Below are 19,316 nucleotides of genomic sequence, written 5' to 3' on the forward strand. Positions count from 1 at the left end.
AATGCCACGAATTCAACGTGACATATCGCCACGGAGTTTCTGCATTGGCTGGAGAACCACATGACAATCAATTCAAGTGGCATGTCACGCCGCGACCTTTTGACGATGGTCGGGATGACAGCGGGGGCCTCGGCGATGTATGCGGCCATGTCGGGCATGGGCTACGCCGCGACATCCGACTACAAGGGGCCGATCAAGCTGGAAGGGGACCCCAAGGGGACCTCGGTGCTGGTGCTGGGTGCAGGTCTGGCGGGGATGACCGCCGCCTATGAACTGCGCAATGCCGGCTATGACGTGAAGGTGCTGGAATACCGCGAGAAGGCCGGCGGCCGGTGCTGGACGCTGCGCGGCGGCGATACCTATACCGAACTGGGCGGCGAAACCCAGGAGGTGAAATTCGCCGAAGGGAACTACGTCAATCCCGGCCCCTGGCGCATCCCCTCGGATCACTACGCGGTGCTGGATTACTGCAAGCGCTTCGGCGTCAAGCTGGAGCCGTTCATCCAGATCAACTGGAACGCCTATCTGCATAACTCGGAGGCGTTTGACGGCAAGCCGCAGCGCTTCAAGCAGATTCAGGCCGATTATCGCGGCCAGATCGCCGAGCTGCTGGCCAAGGCCGTTGACCAGAAGAAGCTGGACGGGCTGGTCACCGACGCGGATGCTGAAATGCTGGTCGCCTCGCTGAAGAAATACGGGGTGCTGAACGACGATCTCGCCTATGTGAAATCGGACGCGGTGTCGCTGTATCGCGGCTGGGAGAAGGATCCGGGCGGCGGCACCGAAGGGCCGGGGGTGCCTTCGGACACGATCTCGCTCAGCGACATTCTTCAGGGCCGGTTGTGGAACGACCTCATCACCGGCGAATCCATCGACCACCAGGCGGCCATCTTCCAGCCGGTCGGCGGTATGGACATGATCGCCCAGGCCTTCGCCCGCGAACTGGGCGAAGTCATCACCTATAATGCCAAGGTCATCCGCATCCGCGGCAGCGAAACCGGCGTCGAGGCCGCCTATGTCGACAGCAATGGCGGCACCGAAGAACAGACCGTCAGCGCCAATTACTGCATCTGCACGATCCCGTTCTCGATCCTCGGGCAGATCGACCACAATTTCTCGTCCGAGATGACCGCGGCGATCGAGGATGTCTATTACGAGGCCTCGATCAAGATCGGTCTGGAATTCAAGCGCCGCTTCTGGGAACAGGACGATCACATCTATGGCGGGATCACCTATACCAACCTGCCGATCACGCTGATTTCCTATCCGTCGACCAATTTCTTCAGCGACGGGCCGGGCGTGCTGCTGGCGACCTATTCCTGGGGTGCTGCGGCCTATCAGTTCAGCGCCGTCCCACCCGCCGAACGGATCGAGCGCGCGCTGGAATTCGGGTCGCAGATCCACCCGCAATATCGCGACGAATTCTCCAGCGGGGTGGCGGTCGCCTGGCACCGGGTGCCGTGGACGCTGGGCTGCTATGGCATCTGGCGCAATCAGGAGGAATATTACCCGATCGCCTGCCAGATGGATCAGCGCACGTTGATGGCGGGCGAGCATATCTCCTATCTGCCGGCATGGCAGGAGGGGGCGATCCTGTCGGCGCTGAACGCGATCGAGCGTCTGCACAAGCATGTCATCGGCGGCTAACGCCCCAGGAAAGGAGATTACAGCCATGAAACGCATTTCTCTGGCGGTCTTCGCCGCGGTGACAGTGCTTGCGGGCGCGGCCTCGGCGCAGGATTTCGTCCAAAGCGGAACCGCGGCCAAACTGCCGCAGACCGAAGGCAAGGCGATCTATAACGCCATCTGCTCGGGCTGCCATATGCCTGACGGGCAGGGCGCCGTCGGTGCGGGTCAGTACCCTGCGCTGGCGGGCAACGCCAATCTCGAGACGCCGGATTACCCGATCTATCTGATCCTCCACGGTCAGAAGGCGATGCCGCCGGTCGGCGATGTCATGGATGACGCGCAGATTGCCGCTGTCGTGAATTACATTCGCCACAATCTTGGCAATAATTACGAAGGCGAGACAACCGCCGAAGACGTGGCCGCCGCGCGCTGAGGCGGCCGCGTGTCCAACACCTATTGAAAGGATATCAGATGAAGAAATCATTTGCCCTGGCCGCCGCCCTGGCCCTGCTGCCGATGTTCGCTCAGGCGCAGGACGTGATCCGTCACAAGCTGCCCGATTCCGATTTCCCCATTGCGCGCGCGGTGGAGATCCCGGCTGGCAAGACGACGGTCTATCTCAGCGGTGCGGTGCCCTCGGTGGCTGACGCCGCCGCCGATCCGGCCACGCCCGAGGCCTGGGGCGACACCAAGACCCAGACCGTCAGCGTGCTGAACGGCATTGACGCCAGCCTGAAGGATCTGGGCCTGACCATGGGGGACGTGGTCAAGATGCAGGTCTTCCTGGTCGCGCCCGAAGGCGCCCCGGCCGATTTCGCCGGCTTCATGGAGGGCTATACCCAGTTCTTCGGCACGGCCGAGCAGCCCAACCTGCCGGCCCGTTCGGCGATGATCGTCGATCAGCTGGTCAACCCCAACTGGCTGGTCGAGATCGAGGTCACCGCCGTCCGTCCCTGATCCATTACAGGGCGACCGCAGAAATCAGGCGCGGCAGTCGGACTGCCGCGCCTTTTTCGTTGCCGAAGGGTTTCGGGCCGCCTTATCGGAACGGCCGCCCGGCGTCATCCCGGCGGCCGCGGTCACCCGCGCCTTACGGCTTCAACGCCGCGTCCGTGACAACGGAGGACCAGGCCCCTTCGGGTGCCTTGGAAATCACCGGATCAGAGCCGCCCGCCATCAGAATCTTCACCGTGCGGTCGGCATCCGCCGGATCGAGCGCGCCGTCCGATCCCGCGGTCAGCTTGGCGATTTCCGACATCATGCGCTTCTGATGTTCCTCGGTCTGGGCGCCGGTCTCGTCATGTTCCAGCACGATTTCGGCGGCTTCGTCGGGATGTTCCTCGGCGTATTTCCAGCCCTCCATGCTGGCCTTCACGAAGCGGGCCATCTTGTCGACGAAGGCCGGATCAGCCAGCTTGTCCTCCATCACGTAAAGCCCGTCCTCCAGCGTCGCCACGCCTTCATCTTCGTATTTGAAGGTGACCAGCTCCTCGGGTTTCATGCCGGCCTCGATCAGCTGCCAGTATTCGTTATAGGTCATCGTGCTGATGCAGGCCGCCTGCTTCTGCAGCAGCGGATCCACGTTGAAGCCCTGTTTCAGCACCTCGACCCCATCGGCGCCGCCGGTGGTGGGCAGCCCCAGCGTCGCCATCCAGGTCAGGAACGGATATTCATTGCCGCCGAACCAGACGCCCAGCACTTTGCCCTTGAAATCCTCGGGCGTCTTGACGCCGCTGTCGGCGCGGCAGGTCAGCATCATCCCCGACGCCTTGAAGGGCTGGGCGATATTGACCAGCGGCAGGCCCTTTTCGCGCGCCGCCAGCGCCGAAGGCATCCAGTCCACCATCACATCGGCGCCGCCCCCCGCCATCACCTGCGGCGGCGCGATATCCGGGCCGCCGGGCTTGATGGTGACGTTCAGGTCCTCGGCCTCGTAAAAGCCCTTGTCGAGGGCGACGTAATAGCCCGCGAACTGGGCCTGGGTGACCCATTTCAGCTGCAGCGTCACATCATCCGCCGCCAGCGCCGCCGTGACCGGCAGCAGGGTTGCGGCAAGACTTGTCATCAGGGTCTTCATCTTTCGCTCCTTGTTGGCGGGGTCATGCGCGCCCCGGTGTTATGATTGCTTCCGCTGGCTTGGATGCCAGAAGGTCAGGCGCCGCTCGACCAGGGCGACCAGCCCGTAAAAGGCCGTTCCCGCCAGTGCCGCGACGAGGATTTCCGCCCAGACGAGGGCCAGATTCAGCTGTCCCACCGCGGTCGAGATGCGGAACCCCATGCCGCGCGTCGGACTGCCGAAGAACTCGGCCACGATAGCACCGATCAGGGCCAGCGTGGTGGCGATCTTCAAGCCGTTGAAGATGAAAGGCAACGCCGCCGGCAGCCGCAGCTTCCACAGCGCCTGCCAATAGCCGGCATTCCAGCCCGCGATCAGGTCACGCTGCAACGGGTCGGTGGCGGCAAGGCCGGCCATGGTGTTCACGAGAATGGGGAAGAAGACCATCACCACCACCACGGCAGCCTTCGATTGCCAGTCGAAGCCGAACCACATGACCAGAATGGGCGCGATCCCGATGATCGGCAGGGCGGCGACGAAATTGCCCACCGGCAGCAGGCCGCGCTGCAGGAAGGGGCTGCGGTCGATGGCGATGGCGGTGCCGATGGCGGCCACCGCGCCCATCACCCAACCCGAGAGTGCGCCTTTCAGGATGGTCTGGACAAAATCGCCCCAGAGCAGCGGCAGGTTGTCCGTGAAAGCCCGCGCGATCTGCGAGGGCGGCGGCAGGATCACCGGGGGGACGTTGTAGATACGGGTAATCATCTCCCACAGGATCAGGACGGTGGCCCCGAAGATCAGCGCCACCAGAATCCGGGTCAGCCGGGTGTCGAAACGCGCCAGCCACGCGTTCAGCCCCCAGGCCCCCAGCCAGACCGCGAGGATGGGCAGCGCCGCGCTCATCGATCCAGCCCCATGCGGCGCAGGGTGATCCGCTCGATCCAGCCGACGATCAGCACCAGCAGCGCGGCTAGGGCCGCCGCTGTGAACAGCGCCGACCAGATCTGCACCGTCTGGCCATAATAGCTGCCCGACAGCAGCCGCGCGCCCAGACCCGCGGTGGCCCCGGCGGGCAGCTCGCCCACGATGGTGCCGACGAGGCTGGCGGCAATGGCGACCTTGAGGCTGGCGAACAGATAGGGCATCGCCGAGGGCAGCCGCAGCCGCCAGAACACCTGCGCGGCCGAGGCATTCCACGATCGCATCTGGTCCAGCTGCATCGCATCCGGGCTGCGCAACCCCTTCACCATGCCGACCAGAACCGGAAAGAAGCTGAGCCAGGCCGAGATGATCGCCTTCGGCAGCAGCCCCGTCACCCCGGCACTGGCCAGCACCACGATCACCATCGGCGCGATGGCGAGGATCGGCACCGTCTGGCTGGCCACCGCCCAGGGCATCACCGACTGATCCATCGCCCGGTTGTGCACGATGCCCACCGCCAGCAGGCCCCCCGCCAGCGTGCCGATGGCAAAGCCCGCCAGCGTCGCCGACAGCGTGACCCAGGCATGCCAGACCAGACTGCGTTTCGAGGTGATCTTCTGCCCGGCGATGCCTTCCCACAGCCCGGCGGCGACCTGATGCGGTGCCGGCAGCACCGGGCGTTCCTGTGCCATGGTATTGCCGATCAGCGCGGGCATGGTGGCGGTGACGCCATCGCGCTCCAGCTGCTGGCGCGCCCAGTTCATGTTCAGCCCGACCGCCGCCAGATACCAGACCACCACGATGGCCGCCAACACGGTCAGGACGGGCAGCACGCGGGTCATGGCGTCCCTTCCCAGAGATATTGAACATCGGGCAGGCCTTCCTCGTTCTCGCCCGCAGTGCGGGCGACCTCGCGAAAGCCTTCGCGGAGATAGAAGCGGCGCGCGCCCCGATTGGCCTGAAAGGTCCAGAGCGAGAGCCGCATTCGGCCCGTCTTCGCCGCCCCGAGCAGCGCCGCGCCGATCCTCCGACCGGGGAGGCGCATGTAGAACGAGGTGATCTCGGCCTCATCAATGGCCAGAAAGCCGGCAACCGCGCCGCCATGCGTGGCGACGAGGACATTGCGCCGGGGGATCACGACCTCGCGGTAGCGCTGCCGGACCGCTTCGGCGCTATGGATGCGCGGCATCCAGGGGGTGGCGTCGATCCAGCCGTTCGGGATCTCCGCACAGGCACCCGCGTCCTGCGGGCGTGCCGGACGCAAGGTGGGGGCAGCGTCACTCATAGGCATGTCCCGCGCGCAGCCCCTCGCGGACGCGGTGGGCGATGGCCAGAAATTCGGGGGAGTCGCGGATCTCCAGCGGGCGATGGCGCGGCAGGGGGCTGTCGATGATGTCGGTGATCCGACCCGGACGCGGCGACATGACGACGATGCGGGTGGACAGATAGACCGCCTCGGGGATGGAATGGGTGACAAAGGCGATGGTCTTGCCGGTGCGCGCCCACAGCTCCAGCAGCGCCTCGTTCAGGCGGTCGCGGACGATCTCATCCAGCGCGCCGAAGGGTTCGTCCATCAGCAGGATATCGGCGTCGAAGGACAGCGCGCGGGCAATGCTGGCGCGCTGCTGCATCCCGCCGGAAAGCTGCCACGGATATTTGCCGCCAAAGCCCTTCAGATCGACCAGATCCAGCACGCGGGCGATCCGTTCGGCCCGGTCGGGCTTCGAAAAGCCCATGATCTCCAAGGGCAGCGAGATATTCTTCGCGATCGTCCGCCACGGATACAGCCCCGGCGCCTGAAAGACATAGCCGTAGGCGCGGGCGCGGCGCGCCGCGTCCGGGGTCATGCCGTTCACGCTCAGCGCGCCGCCGGTCGGGGTTTCAAGGGCGGCGATGGTGCGCAGAAGCGTGGTCTTGCCGCAGCCCGACGGCCCGATGAAGCTGACGAAATCGCCCCGGTTGATGGTCAGATCGACGCCCTTCAGCGCATGGACCGGGCCGTCGGCGGTCGGGAAGGTCAGGTCGATCCCGCGCGCTTCAATGACCGGATCGGCAGCATTGGCATTCGTCATTCCGGCATATCCCACAGTTTTGGCGAGGCGAATTCGACCGAGTTTCCTGCCGGATCGCGGACATAGACCGAGCGTGCGCCATTCGGCCAGCGAAAGTCGCTCTCGACCGCGACGCCCGCGCCGGTCAGCCGGTCCACCCAGTCATCCAGCGCCGCCATGGGCACCGAAAAGCACAGATGCCCGGCCCCCTCGGCACCGTGGGGGGGCACCGGCAGGGCGTCTGGCGGGGGCGGCTCGCGCGTCGCCTCGGCGCGAAAGATCAGCACGACGGTGGCGCCGCAGCGGAAGAAGACATGCCGCCCCTCCTTGGCCGTGATGACCTCAAGCCCGACGACGTCGCCATAGAAGCCCCGCGCGGCATCGAGATCGTCGGCATAGAGCGCGGCCTCCAGAACGCCCAGCATCGTTGGCATCAGCGCACCCCCATCGCCGGTTTTTCCGGCCCTGGCGTGGCCCGTTTCGTCCGTGCCGACAGTGCCCGGTCAGGTGTGACGCCCGGCGCGCGGGCGATGCCGCTTTGTCCGTTGCCGCCACCGGCGACCGCAGCGCCGCTATCCGCACGCGACCGCATTCACACCCCTCTCATCAGGCCGCCATCGACCCTGATGTTCTGCCCGGTGATGTATCCGGCCCCGTCCGAGGCCAGAAAGGCCGCCGTCCGGGCGATCTCCTCCACGGTGCCGTACCGCTTCATCGGCACCATGGCGGATCGTTCGTCCTGCTTCGGCAGGCTGTCGATCCAGCCCGGCAGCACGTTGTTCATGCGGATATTGCGCGCGGCATATTCGTCGGCGAACAGCTTGGTATAGGCCGCAAGCCCGGCCCGCGCGACCGCCGAGGTCGGGAACAACGGTGCCGGCTCGAACGCCCATGCGGTCGAGATATTGACGATGGCACCGCCGCCCTGACGCTCCATCACCGGCGTGACCAGCCGCACGGCGCGGACGACATTCAGGAAGTAGACGTCAAAGCCGCGATGCCAGTCCGCGTCGGTCAGTTCCAGCAGCGACTTGCGCGGCCCGTGCCCGGCCGAGTTGACCAGCACATCCACCCGCCCCCAGCGTTCCTGCGCCAGATCGACCAGCCGGGCGATATCGGCCTCGTTCTGGTTGCTGCCGGTGACGCCGATGCCGCCCAGATCCCGCGCCAGCGCCTCGCCCTTGCCGGAGGAGGAGAGCACACCGACCGCATAGCCATCCGCCGCCAGCGCGCGGGCCGCACCCGCCCCCATGCCGGACCCGCCGCCGATGATCAGTGCAACCTTCATCCTAGACCCCCGTCGCCGGAATGCCTGATCGTTCCACCGGCCTTGGCGCGGTGAGTTCCTTCCACGCACTCAGCGCCCGGTTCACCGTCCCGCGCGGCTCGCGGGCGACGAATTCGCCATGGCCCTCGCGGCTGTCGACCTTGCCCTCGGTCACGGCGACCACGCCGCGCGTCAGGGTGAAGCGCGGCAGGCCCTTCACATGCTGCCCCTCGAACACATTGTAATCAATGGATGATTGCTGGCTACCGGCACTGATCGTCTTTTCCGCCGCCGGATCCCAAACTACCAGATCGGCGTCACTTCCGACCAGCACAGCGCCTTTCTTCGGATACATGTTCAGGATCTTGGCGATATTGGTCGAGGTGACGGCGACGAATTCATTCGGCGTCAGCCGGCCGGTATTCACCCCATGCGTCCACAGCATCGGCATCCGGTCCTCCAGCCCCCCGGTGCCGTTCGGGATCTTGGTGAAATCGCCGAGGCCGGTGCGTTTCTGGTCGGTGGTGAAGGCGCAGTGATCCGTCGCCACCACAGACAGGCTGCCCGATTGCAGCCCGGCCCACAGACTGTCCTGATGCAGCTTGTTGCGGAAGGGCGGCGACATCACGCGGCGGGCGGCATGGTCCCAGTCGGGGTTGAAATATTCGCTTTCATCCAGCGTCAGATGCTGGATCAGCGGCTCGCCCCAGACGCGCTTGCCCTGCGCCCGCGCCCGCCGGATGGCCTCGTGGCTGTCCTCGCAAGAGGTGTGGACGACATAAAGCGGCACCCCGGCCATGTCGGCTACCATGATGGCGCGGTTCGTCGCCTCGCCCTCGACCTGCGGCGGCCGGGAATAGGCGTGCGCCTCCGGCCCGGTATTGCCCTCGGCCAGCAGTCGCGCCGAGAGTTCCGCCACCACATCGCCGTTTTCGGCATGGACCAGAGCGATGCCGCCCAGATCACCCACCCGGCGGAAGCTGGCGAACAGCTCGTCATCATTCACCATCAAGGCGCCCTTATAGGCCATGAAATGCTTGAAGCTGGTGATGCCGCGCTTCACCACCTCCTCCATTTCATTGAACACCTGCTCGCCCCACCAGGTGATCGCCATGTGATAGCTGAAATCGCAATGCGCGCGGCCGACCTTATTGTCCCACATCTGCAGCGCATCCAGCAGCCCCTGCTGCGGCGAGGGCAGCGCGAAATCGACCACCATCGTCGTCCCGCCCGCCAGCGCCGCGCGGGTGCCGGATTCGAAATCGTCGGCGGAATAGGTGCCCATGAAGGGCATTTCCAGATGCGTATGCGGGTCGATCCCGCCCGGCATGACATAGCAGCCGGTCGCGTCCAGCACCTGATCGCCTTGCAGGTTGTTGCCAATGGCCGAGATCCTGCCGTCCTCGATCAGCACATCCGCCTTGTAGGTCAGATCGGCGGTGACGATGGTTCCGTTCTTGATGACTGTGGTCATGTCTCCGTCCCTAGTCGTGATATGCCAGCGCGATCAGCGCGCGATTGCCGGATTCGATGGCGCGCCAGTTGACGAAAGCCGCGCCGTCGACGAGCCCCGCCCAGATATCGGGATGCCGGTCCTGCAGCGCCTTCTGATCCGTGACCCGGATCGTCAGAACCTCGCCCGGCGCGAGATGAACCGAGGTGAGGCCGCCATCCGCATCGCCAAGCGAACTCATGCAGTCGATCCAGGCGTCCATGTTGCGGCCGTAGAAATCGGGGAAGCCAAGTTTGGTGGAGAAGGTGTCGTGGAACGCCTGCCACGAGGGGATGGCGTCGCCGTCGATGGTGACGAGGGAGTTGGTCATGGTGCGACCCTCGTTTGGTTCTCCGATGAGTGCATCAACCCGCCGCTCCCAGCAATGCGCTTCGGAAGCCCCCGCAATTAATCATGTCGGTGACAGCGATGGTTTGGGTGTTAACAACGGTGTTGGTCATATTTCTAGGCTCCTTGCTGATTGGTCGTCACCAAAAGGCGCAATATCAGAAGCCCTATGCCAAATGCGGCCACGATCATCGCGTTCGTGAACACTCGTCCGTTTTTCCTGATCTGCACGTCGTTTTTTGCGATGGCGCTGTCATTCCGGGTGATAAGCGCATCAAGGAATTTCTCAGAGAGTTCTGGGAAATAGTAGTTCGAAAAACCATTAGATTCTCCTGATGCTGAATATAGCCTTACGGGTCTGCAAGAGTAAGCAGCCATACCCGCTGCACACAACAAAGTGGCCAGCGCTACGATCCTAAGAACTGCAGCACTACCTGTTCCAACATCGCCTTGTGCCAAAATAGTGATTACAATGCCAAGTGCAGCGCAAAATTGAATTGCACGCTGATCACTTGCTATTGCAAACGCAAGCTGCGCCTCGGCTCGACGTTCAGTCTGACGAAGCGCTTCTTTTTTTGCGTCTAGCACACTATACTGCAAATCTACCTCAAAGGATTTTTATTATGGCTGAAGAAAAGCCAGCGCCGCCCCCACCGCCTCCACCAGCCCCTCGGCCCCTGCCACTAACGCCAGTTGTTAAGCATCCGGGTCCGACCGGTGGCAGACGGGGATAGGTTTTCACCGCACCACCTCCGCCGCTTCCAACACCGAATGCAGCAGCACATCGGCCCCCGCTGCGGCCCATTCGGGCGAAATCTCCTCGGCCTCGTTATGGCTCAGCCCGTCCACGCAGGGGCACATGATCATCACGGTCGGCGCCACGCGGTTGATCCAGCAGGCGTCGTGGCCGGCGCCCGAGACGATGTTCATGTGGCTATAGCCCAAATGCTCGGCGGCGTTCCGCACCACGCCGACCAGCCCCGCGTCGAAGGTGACGGGGTCGAAATGGCCGACCGGCTCGATCTCGATGCCGAGGCCCAGATCGGCGGCGATCTGCGGGGCTTCCGCCTCCAGCCGCGCGCGCATTGCGTTCAGCTTGGCCAGATCAGGTGAGCGGAAGTCGATGGTGAAAACCGCCTTGCCGGGGATCACGTTGCGCGAATTCGGATAGACATTCGCCTGACCGACGGCGCCCACGGCGTCGGGCTGGTGATCCATGGCGATCCGGTGCACCGCCTCGATGATCCGCGCCATGCCGAGGCCCGCATTCACCCGCATGTTCATCGGCGTGCTGCCCGTATGCGCCTCTTTCCCGGTCAGCGTGACCTGCAACCACCACAGGCCCTGACCATGGGTGACAACGCCGATCTGCTTGCCCTCGGCCTCAAGAATTGGCCCTTGTTCGATGTGATATTCGAACATCGCATGCAGGGGCCGGCCGCCGACATCCTCGGTGCCGCGCCAGCCGATGCGGTCCAACTCATCGCCGAAACGCTTGCCCTCGGCATCCTCGCGGCTGTTGGCGAAAGCCTCGTCATGGACGCCGGCATAGACGCCCGAGGCCAGCATGGCAGGCGCGAAACGGGTGCCCTCCTCATTCGTCCAGTTCACCACCACGATGGGCCGGCGGGTCTTCAGCCCCATGTCGCGGATCGAACGCACGACCTCCAACCCCGACAGCACCCCCAGCACGCCGTCATATTTGCCGCCCGTGGGCTGGGTATCGAGATGACTGCCGATATAGACCGGATCGGCTTCGGGATCGGTTCCCTCATGGCGCATGAACATATTGCCCATGCGGTCGACAGCCATGGTCATGCCGGCCTCCTCGCACCACGACTGGAACAGGCGGCGCCCTTCGGCATCGGCATCGGTCAGGGTCTGGCGGTTGTTGCCGCCCGCGATGCCGGGGCCGATCTTCGCCATTTCCATCAGGCTGTCCCACAGCCGCGCGCCGTCGATCCTGATATTGTCGCCTTCCATCCGCATCACCCCCGTCTCTTGCGGCCCGCGCCCATCGCTTTGCGGGCCGTCAAGGCTTTGACCTCGCCCGCACATTCACGCTAACTGCGCCTGAAGACATGTCAACATTCCCGGCCCGATGACCGACCCCGCCCCGCAGAGCCGCATCCGCAAGCGCAATACGCAGGCAATTCTCGCCGCGGCGCTGGATGTTTTTTCGGCGCAGGGTTTCCGGGGGGCGACGCTCGACCAGATCGCGGCGGCGGCAGATCTGTCGAAGCCCAATCTGCTCTATTACTTCCCCTCGAAAGAGGCGGTCTATCTGGCGCTGCTCGGCTCGCTTCTGGAGGACTGGCTGCAACCCCTGCGCGCCATCGACCCCGAGGGCGATCCGATCGAGGAGATGTTGTCCTATATCCGCGCCAAGCTTCGGATGAGCCGCAGCCATGCCCGTGAAAGCCGCCTGTTCGCCGGCGAGGTGCTGGGCGGGGCCGATCATATCCGCAGTGTGCTGGAAGGTCCGCTGCGGGATCTGGTCGACGAAAAGGCGGCGCTGATCCGGGTCTGGATGGAGGCCGGCCGGCTGGCGCCCAGCGACCCCCATCACCTCATCTTCTCGATCTGGGCGCTGACCCAGCATTACGCCGATTTCGCCCCGCAGGTGCAGGCCGTGCTGGGACCGGGCCGCGATCCCGTGGCCGAGGGCCAATGCTTCACCGAGACGCTGTTCCGGCGGATGCTCACCCCCTGATCGCGTCCCGGCTGCGCTCATTCCGCGGCCTTTGCCATCGGGTTGTTGGGATGGGTCGTCCAGTTCCCGAACCCGTCCACCCGGCGGCCGGTGCGGGGGTCCGTCTCGCCCAGGGGCAGTTCGCGCATGGTGATGCAATCCTCGACCGGGCAGACATCGACGCAGAGGTTGCAGGCGACGCATTCGTCGTCCTTCACCTCGAACACGCGGCCCGGCAGCATGGCGATGGCCTGATGGCTGGTATCCTCGCAGGCGGCATAGCAGCGCCCGCATTTGATGCAGAGATCCTGATCGATCTGCGCCTTGGTGGTGTAGTTGAGGTTCAGATATTGCCAGTCGGTCACATTCGGCACCGCCCGCCCGATCAGGTCGGACAGCGCGATCTCCTTCTCGTCGAGATATTGGCCGAGGCCCGAGATCATCTCCTGCACGACCTTGAAGCCGTAAGTCATGGCCGCCGTGCAGACCTGCACATTGCCGGCGCCGAGCGCCATGAATTCGGCCGCATCGCGCCAGGTGGTGACGCCGCCGATTCCACTGATCGGCAGACCCCGCGTTTCAGCCGACCGCGCGATCTCGGCCACCATGTTCAGCGCGATGGGTTTGACCGCCGGCCCGCAATAGCCGCCATGCGCGCCCTTGCCGTCGATGGTCGGCTGCGGCGCGAACAGGTCCAGATCGACCGAGGTGATACTGTTGATCGTGTTGATCAGACTGACCGCATCGGCGCCGCCGCGCTTCGCGGCCTCGGCCGGTTTGCGGATATCGGCGATGTTGGGCGTCAGCTTCACGATGCAGGGCATGCGGCTGTATTGCTTCACCCAGCGGGTCACCATCTCGATATATTCCGGCACCTGACCCACGGCGCTGCCCATGCCGCGCTCGCTCATCCCGTGGGGGCAGCCGAAATTCAGTTCGACCCCGTCGGCGCCGGTGTCCTCGATGGCCTTGAGTATGGATTTCCACGAATCTTCGTCGCAGGGCACCATCAGGCTGATGACAAGCGCGCGGTCCGGCCAGTCGCGCTTGACCTGCTTGATCTCGCGCAGGTTCACCTCCAGCGGGCGGTCGGTGATGAGTTCGATATTGTTCAGCCCCAGCACCCGGCGGTCGGCACCGTAAACCACGCCGTAACGCGGGCCGTTGACGTTCACGACCGGCGGCCCTTCCGCGCCGAGGGTTTTCCACACCACGCCCCCCCAGCCCGCCTCATAGGCGCGGCGGACATTGTATTCCTTGTCGGTGGGCGGGGCCGAGGCCAGCCAGAACGGATTGGGGGATTTGATCCCGACGAAATTCGAGCGCAGGTCAGCCATGATCTTTTCCCATCAGCCATGCGTGAATATCCTCGGCCGCGTCGCGACCCTGCGCCACGGCGCTGACGGTCAGGTCCTCGCCTTCATCGGTGCAGTCGCCGCCGGCCCAGACCCCCGGCAGCGCGCTGCGCCCCGGACCGGTCACGGCGATCTTGCCGCCGGCGACGATCAGCCCGTCGGGCATGACGGACAGCCGCTGGCCAATGGCCGACAGCACCTGATCGGCGGGCAGCCGGAAGGTCTCGGCCAGATGCTGCAAGCCTGACGGGCCGTCTTCGGTATAGGCGAATTCGATCTCGGCGCCCGAGCCGTTCCGGTGCAGCGCCACCGGGGCGGCATTGGTGCGGATGCGCACGCCCGAGGCCGTCGCGTGGTCCTGCTCATGGCCCGAGGCCGACATCCGGTCCTGCCCGCGCCGATAGACGATGGTGACGTTTTCCGCCCCCAGCAGGCGCGACTGCACGGCCGCGTCCACCGCCGTCATGCCGCCGCCGATGACCACCACGTCACGGCCCACCGGAAGGGCGGACAGATCCGCCGTCTGGCGCAGCTCGGCGATGAAATCGACCGCATCGCGCAGCACGCCGTTCGGCGCCCCCAGCCCCGCATCGTTCACCCCGCCCAGCCCGACACCCAGAAACACCGCGTCGAAATCCCTGCGCAGCGTTTCCAGCGAGACATCGCGGCCAAGCGCGGTGTCGCATTCCAGCGTGATGCCGCCGATGCCCAGCAGCCAGTCGATCTCGCGCAGGGCGAATTGCCCGGTCGCCTTATAGGCGGCGATGCCGTATTCGTTCAGACCGCCGGGTTTCGGGCGCGCCTCGAAGATGGTCACGTCATGGCCGCGCATGGCCAGCCGATGCGCGGCGGCGAGCCCCGAGGGGCCTGCCCCCACCACCGCGACCCGCTTGCCGGTGGCGGTGTCGCGGGCGAAAGGCTGGGGCGATTGCATGGCCACATCGGTGGCGTAGCGCTGCAGACGGCCGATCTCGACCGGCTTGCCCTCGGCGGTTTCGCGCACGCAGGACCCTTCGCACAGGGTTTCGGTCGGGCAGACGCGGGCGCACATGCCGCCCAGGATGTTCGACGACAGGATGGTCACCGCCGCCGCTTCCGGCGTGCCGGTGGCGATCTGGCGGATGAACAGCGGAATGTCGATGTCGGTGGGGCAGGCGGCGACGCAGGGGGCGTCGAAGCAGAAATAGCAGCGGTCGGCGGCGACGGCGGCCTCATGCGGCTGCATGGCGGGGTCGTAATTGGCAAAGCCCGCAATGATCGTTTCGGCGGGCAGGCGCGCGGCGGCAAGTCCGGGCGTCTGAGGCGAGTTGGTCATGGTCTGGCTCCCGATGCACGGTGGCTGGGGACAGAATGCCACGAGTTCGTTTTTTATCAATTGGTAAAATTTCAGGTCGGATGTGCCGCCGGTCGAGCGCGAAACCCGAACGCCTGCGGGGCGGAGGGAGGAGCCGGAAGCCGGCCTGCCACTGGCATGGACCAGACGCTCAGGCAGCGCGCGCCTCCGAATGCAGACGGCCGGGCAGATCCCCGGCTGTCGGTTTTCTGTGATGATCTGGGCGCCTTACAGGAACTTGCCGGGCAGTTTCGGGCGATACATGAACAGCGTCGCCAGCGAGGTCAGGACAAGGGTCACCCCCAGCACCAGGAACATGTCGGCATAGGCCAGCACAAATGCCTCGCGTTGGACGGTGCCGGCCAGCATTGCCGTGGCGCGGCCGGTCGCGAGGACAGGGTCGACGGCCTGCGCCTCAAGCGTGCTGGCGGTGGCGTCGATGCGGCCCTGCACCATCGCCGACCCGCTTTCGACATGCAGTCCCAGCAGCGCGGAATGCAGCTGTTCCTGCTTGCGGGTGAAGGTCGCCACCAGCGCCAGTCCCAGCGCCGACGACACAGTGCGGGTGATATGGACCAGCGAGGCGATCCACGGGATTTCGCGGACGGTGATCTCTTCGGTCATCAGCACCATCAGTGGCACGGCGATGAAGGGCGCCGCGACCGATTGGACCAGCAGCGCCGGCAGGAATTGCGCGCCCGTCCACAGATGTGTCAGATCGGTCAGCATCAGTGTCCCGGCCCCGAACAGCAGCAGGCCGAAGGCGACCAGGTTGCGCGGATCAAGCCGATAGATCAGCCAGGCCACGAAGGGCGTCAGGATGATCTGCGGCAGGGCCGAGACCCAGAACATGGTGCCGCTTTCCAGCGCGCGGAAGCCCTGAACGCGGATCAGATATTGTGGGATCAGGTAGGCCGAGCTCATCAGCCCGATTCGCATGACGAACATCACCAGCAGGCTCAGCCCGATATTGTCGCGGGCCAGCAGGCGGGGGCTGACGACGGGGTCGTTGTGGCGCAGAGCATGGATCAGATAGGCCGCCAGCAGGAATCCGGCAGCGGCCAGCAGTCCCACGATCAGGCCCGAGCCGAACCAGTCCAGCCGGTTGCCCTGGTCCAGTGCCGTCACCAGCGCCGCCAACCCCAGCGACAGCGCCAGCAGCCCGAAGCCGTCATGGCGGCGGAAGCGCAGGAACTTGATCGGATCATTGGCCAGCCCGTAGGCACCCGCCAACAGCGTCAGGCTGCCCGGAATGACGTTGATCCAGAACAGATATTCCCATGACAGGTGGAACATGATCCAGCCCTCGATACTGGCGGCGACGGCCGGGGTCAGCGACGACACCAAGGCATAGAAGGACAGCGCGTAGATCCGCAGCGGCTGCGGCATGTGGCGCATGACCACCGCATAGGCCATCGGCATCAGGATCCCGGCGCTGAGGCCCCGAATGGCCTGAATGGCGATCAGTACCTGAAGGTTCGGGCTGAACGGCGCCAGAAACGAGGCCATGGTGAAGATCAGCGAGCCGATCAGCACCCCTCGCGCCGGCGACAGGATCGAGCGCAGCCAGACCGCCGAGGGGATCGCGGCCACCTCGGCCACGACATAGGCGGTGGTCAGCCAGCTGGCCTCGTCCATGCCGACGCCAAGGGCGCCCCGAATGTCGGCAAGCCCGATATCGGTCAGGCGCGAATTCAGAAGCGAGGTCAGCGTGCCCAGCAGAACCGCGCCAACACCGATCAGGGCGCGCAGGTCGGGCAGCTTGATGGCGGGGGGCGCTGCTGTGGCGGTCGTCGCGGACATGACATGGTTCTCCATCCCTCTGCCGCCTGTCATCGGGACAGGCGGCGGTTTCGGATCAGCGGATCTGGGCCAGTTGCGTATCTGCGCTGGCGTCGCGGTCGGTATGGACGGTCGCCTCGACTGACATGCCGGGGCGCAGCAGGCCTTCCAGCTCGGGGTCGCGGTCCAGAGCGATGCGGACACTGACGCGTTGCGCAATCTTGGTGAAATTGCCGGTGGCATTGTCGGCCGGCAGCAGGCTGAAGACCGATCCGGTCGCCGGGGCCAGCCGCTCGACATGACCCGTCAGAACCTTGCCGGGGAAGGTATCGACCTGCACGCTGACAGCCTGACCGGGCCGCACCTTGGCCAGCTGGGTTTCCTTGAAATTCGCGGTCACATACAGATCCGCCATCGGCACAACCGAAACCAGCTGCGAACCGGCGCGAACATATTGCCCCTCGCGCACGCCGCTGACACCGACGACGCCATCGATCGGGGCGGTGATCCGGGTCCGATCCAGCTCGATCTCGGCCAGCTTCAACGCGGCGGCGCGGCTGCTGCGTTCGGCCTCGGCCTGCTCGGCCTGGGTGGCCAGCACGTTCAGCTGCTCGCGCGCGGCGGCGATCGCGGCCTGCTGTTCGACGATGGTTGCCTCGATCCGCTTCATGTCAGCCACCGCGGCTTCCAGTTTCTGTCCGCTGGCCCAGCCGCCCTGCTTCAGCGTCGTCTGGCGCTGGTTCTCGCTGTCGATCCGCTCGCGGTCGGCCTCCAGCGCGGCAAGGCCGGCCTCGGCCTGTTCGATCACGCGATGCTGCAGAACGATCTGGCTTTCGATGTTGTGAATTGCGGCCGCCGCCGAATCGGCGCCGGCCCGCGCCTGATCGACACGGGCCTGATATTCGGTCGGATCAATCTGCATCAGCAGGTCGCCCGCCTTGACCGCCTGATAATCCGCGACCGACAGGCGAGTGATGCGACCCTCGATCTCGGCGCTGATCGGCGTGGTATCGGCGTGCAGCATGGCATTGTTGGTGGTCTGGTTGGTCAGACCCGCGACCCAGCTGCCCCAGCCAAGCGGCACCACCACCGCAAGGCCGATCCCGGCCACGATCACCGAGGCCCGCGCAAGGGTCAGGTAAGCACGGCGGCGCGGTTTCCGGGTCGATGCCTGCGGCGCGGCAGCTTCGGGTTTGGGTAGGATATGGACGACCGGCTTGCTCATCGGATCGGCTCCTTGAAACGGACTGTTCATGGGGTGGGCTGTCTGCCTGCCCTGCTGTTGACACCGATATAGGCGAGGGGTTCACATGATTGAAATGAATAGCTATGATTTGAAACATGAATAACATTCATGCAGCTGACCTGAACCTGATCCGCGTTTTCGACGCCCTGATGGAGGAGCGGAGCGTGACCCGCGCGGGCGACAGGCTGGGCCTCAGCCAGTCGGCGATCAGCCACGCGCTGGCCAAGCTGCGGCTGTTGACCGGGGACGAGCTGTTCGTGCGCGGCCCGCAAGGCATGCACCCAACGCCCCGCGCGATGGAACTGGCGCTTCCCCTGCGCGGCGCGCTGGCGCAGATCTCGACCGCGCTGTCGGCGCCGCGCTTCGATCCGGCCACCTCGGATATGACTTTTGTGGTGGCGACATCGGATTTCTTCATCGGCGGGCTGTTTCCGCAGGTCATCGCCCGCATCCGGTCCGAGGCACCGCAGGTCAGGCTGTGGCTGCGGATGTTCAACGACCTGAACCTGGTTGAGGAGCTGGACCGCGGCACGCTGCACCTTGTCGTGGGCGCCTTCGGCCGCATCCCCAGCCGCTATCGGCGCGAGCCGCTGGCCCCGGTCGAGATGGTCTGGATCATGCGCCGGGATCATCCGGCTGCATCGGCGCCGCTGACGCTGGAGACGCTGGGCCGCTATCCGCATGTCGATATCCTGCTGTCGGGGCGTGCCGTGGCCGAGGCGTCCGCGATGCAGGATCAGGAGGGGCTGGAGCGCGCCTTCGTCACCAGTGACCCGACGCAGTTGGAAACGCTGTTGCGCGAGGCTGGCATGACCCGCCGGGTCGGCGCCACCGTGCCGTTGATTCTGGCCGCGCCACCCCTGGTGGCCGCCACGGACATGATCGCGCTGGTGCCGCGCAGCGCGGCGGAAACCTACCGCAAGACCCATGGTCTTGCCCTGTTCGAAAGTCCCGTTCCGCGCCCGCCCACGCAGATCGACATGCTGTCGCACAACACCTATGGCGCCCATCCCGCCGTCGCCTGGCTGCGCGAGACGCTGCTCGAGGTGGTGCGTGAGCAGGACAGGCGCGACGTTCCGTAAGGAGGTTTGGGGCGCGCCAGCGGCATGGATGGTCGATGCAGGATTTTCGCGGTAGCGGCGGT

At 65.3% G+C, this 19,316-nt stretch carries 21 protein-coding genes; 5 read left to right on the forward strand and 16 right to left on the reverse strand.

Annotated elements, in window-relative coordinates; genetic code table 11:
• The first annotated feature begins 81 nt into the window (after nt 1-81).
• From H1S04_RS00515 to H1S04_RS00525, 3 genes are read left to right on the forward strand one after another with little or no spacing between them, the layout of a single operon-like run.
• Nucleotides 82-1,647, forward strand: a complete 1,566-nt coding sequence (locus H1S04_RS00515) for a flavin monoamine oxidase family protein (RefSeq protein ID WP_255435413.1) — start codon at nt 82-84, stop codon at nt 1,645-1,647.
• Nucleotides 1,648-1,672: 25 nt separating this feature from the next.
• Complete coding sequence (locus H1S04_RS00520) at nt 1,673-2,062, forward strand: cytochrome c (protein WP_181743618.1); 390 nt, start codon at nt 1,673-1,675, stop codon at nt 2,060-2,062.
• Nucleotides 2,063-2,100: 38 nt separating this feature from the next.
• Nucleotides 2,101-2,586, forward strand: coding sequence for a RidA family protein (locus H1S04_RS00525; RefSeq protein ID WP_181743619.1), 486 nt, complete (start codon nt 2,101-2,103; stop codon nt 2,584-2,586).
• A 133-nt stretch (nt 2,587-2,719) separates the two neighbouring features.
• On the opposite strand, the gene H1S04_RS00530 is transcribed toward H1S04_RS00525, so the two are convergent.
• The 12 genes from H1S04_RS00530 to H1S04_RS00585 all read right to left on the reverse strand — a co-directional run bounded on the left by H1S04_RS00530 (nt 2,720) and on the right by H1S04_RS00585 (nt 11,753).
• Nucleotides 2,720-3,706 (reverse strand): ABC transporter substrate-binding protein, encoded by a 987-nt coding sequence (locus H1S04_RS00530; protein WP_181743620.1) that lies wholly within the window; start codon nt 3,704-3,706, stop codon nt 2,720-2,722.
• 39 nt (nt 3,707-3,745) lie between these two features.
• The gene (locus H1S04_RS00535; RefSeq protein ID WP_181743621.1) at nt 3,746-4,588 is read right to left on the reverse strand and encodes an ABC transporter permease; all 843 of its coding nucleotides are present in this window, start codon (nt 4,586-4,588) and stop codon (nt 3,746-3,748) included.
• Nucleotides 4,585-5,448, reverse strand: coding sequence for an ABC transporter permease (locus H1S04_RS00540; protein ID WP_181743622.1), 864 nt, complete (start codon nt 5,446-5,448; stop codon nt 4,585-4,587). The genes H1S04_RS00535 and H1S04_RS00540 overlap by 4 nt, the downstream gene beginning before the upstream one ends.
• On the reverse strand, nt 5,445-5,891 hold the full coding sequence (locus tag H1S04_RS00545) for a GNAT family N-acetyltransferase (RefSeq protein ID WP_220185058.1): 447 nt from the start codon (nt 5,889-5,891) through the stop codon (nt 5,445-5,447). The genes H1S04_RS00540 and H1S04_RS00545 overlap by 4 nt, the downstream gene beginning before the upstream one ends.
• Complete coding sequence (locus H1S04_RS00550; protein WP_181743624.1) at nt 5,884-6,678, reverse strand: ABC transporter ATP-binding protein; 795 nt, start codon at nt 6,676-6,678, stop codon at nt 5,884-5,886. The genes H1S04_RS00545 and H1S04_RS00550 overlap by 8 nt, the downstream gene beginning before the upstream one ends.
• A complete protein-coding gene (locus tag H1S04_RS00555) occupies nt 6,675-7,091 on the reverse strand; it encodes a VOC family protein (protein WP_181743625.1) in 417 nt (138 codons plus the stop codon). Before H1S04_RS00555 ends, H1S04_RS00550 begins: the two co-directional genes overlap by 4 nt.
• Nucleotides 7,091-7,249, reverse strand: coding sequence for a hypothetical protein (locus H1S04_RS00560; protein ID WP_181743626.1), 159 nt, complete (start codon nt 7,247-7,249; stop codon nt 7,091-7,093). Before H1S04_RS00560 ends, H1S04_RS00555 begins: the two co-directional genes overlap by 1 nt.
• Nucleotides 7,250-7,945, reverse strand: coding sequence for an SDR family oxidoreductase (locus H1S04_RS00565; RefSeq protein WP_181743627.1), 696 nt, complete (start codon nt 7,943-7,945; stop codon nt 7,250-7,252).
• Between the two features lies 1 nt (nt 7,946).
• Entirely contained in the window at nt 7,947-9,398 is a 1,452-nt protein-coding gene (gene hydA / locus H1S04_RS00570; protein ID WP_181743628.1) for a dihydropyrimidinase, read from the reverse strand.
• Nucleotides 9,399-9,408: 10 nt separating this feature from the next.
• Nucleotides 9,409-9,747 carry a barstar family protein gene (locus H1S04_RS00575; RefSeq protein WP_181743629.1) on the reverse strand — a complete coding sequence of 113 codons (339 nt, stop codon included), beginning with the start codon at nt 9,745-9,747 and terminating at the stop codon, nt 9,409-9,411.
• Nucleotides 9,748-9,881: 134 nt separating this feature from the next.
• Nucleotides 9,882-10,352: a hypothetical protein gene (locus H1S04_RS00580; RefSeq protein ID WP_181743630.1), complete on the reverse strand. Its 471-nt coding sequence runs from the start codon at nt 10,350-10,352 to the stop codon at nt 9,882-9,884.
• A 150-nt stretch (nt 10,353-10,502) separates the two neighbouring features.
• Nucleotides 10,503-11,753 carry a Zn-dependent hydrolase gene (locus H1S04_RS00585; protein WP_181743631.1) on the reverse strand — a complete coding sequence of 417 codons (1,251 nt, stop codon included), beginning with the start codon at nt 11,751-11,753 and terminating at the stop codon, nt 10,503-10,505.
• 112 nt (nt 11,754-11,865) lie between these two features.
• On the opposite strand from H1S04_RS00585, the gene H1S04_RS00590 reads away from it, so the two are divergent.
• The gene (locus tag H1S04_RS00590; RefSeq protein ID WP_181743632.1) at nt 11,866-12,477 is read left to right on the forward strand and encodes a TetR family transcriptional regulator C-terminal domain-containing protein; all 612 of its coding nucleotides are present in this window, start codon (nt 11,866-11,868) and stop codon (nt 12,475-12,477) included.
• 17 nt (nt 12,478-12,494) lie between these two features.
• Here the strand turns inward: H1S04_RS00590 and preA are convergent, their stop codons facing one another.
• The 4 genes from preA to H1S04_RS00610 form a co-directional block, all read right to left on the reverse strand.
• Complete coding sequence (gene preA, locus H1S04_RS00595) at nt 12,495-13,793, reverse strand: NAD-dependent dihydropyrimidine dehydrogenase subunit PreA (RefSeq protein WP_181743633.1); 1,299 nt, start codon at nt 13,791-13,793, stop codon at nt 12,495-12,497.
• On the reverse strand, nt 13,786-15,126 hold the full coding sequence (locus tag H1S04_RS00600; protein WP_181743634.1) for an NAD(P)-dependent oxidoreductase: 1,341 nt from the start codon (nt 15,124-15,126) through the stop codon (nt 13,786-13,788). Before H1S04_RS00600 ends, preA begins: the two co-directional genes overlap by 8 nt.
• A 246-nt stretch (nt 15,127-15,372) precedes the next feature.
• Entirely contained in the window at nt 15,373-16,947 is a 1,575-nt protein-coding gene (locus H1S04_RS00605) for a DHA2 family efflux MFS transporter permease subunit (protein WP_181743635.1), read from the reverse strand.
• 55 nt (nt 16,948-17,002) lie between these two features.
• Entirely contained in the window at nt 17,003-18,151 is a 1,149-nt protein-coding gene (locus H1S04_RS00610) for an HlyD family secretion protein (RefSeq protein ID WP_181743636.1), read from the reverse strand.
• A 116-nt stretch (nt 18,152-18,267) separates the two neighbouring features.
• Here H1S04_RS00610 and H1S04_RS00615 point away from each other — a divergent pair, with 116 nt between their 5' ends.
• Complete coding sequence (locus tag H1S04_RS00615) at nt 18,268-19,254, forward strand: LysR family transcriptional regulator (RefSeq protein ID WP_181743637.1); 987 nt, start codon at nt 18,268-18,270, stop codon at nt 19,252-19,254.
• Nucleotides 19,255-19,316: the final 62 nt, after the last annotated feature.

The sequence above is a fragment of the Paracoccus sp. S1E-3 genome (assembly GCF_013868135.1).
Classification (GTDB): domain Bacteria; phylum Pseudomonadota; class Alphaproteobacteria; order Rhodobacterales; family Rhodobacteraceae; genus Paracoccus.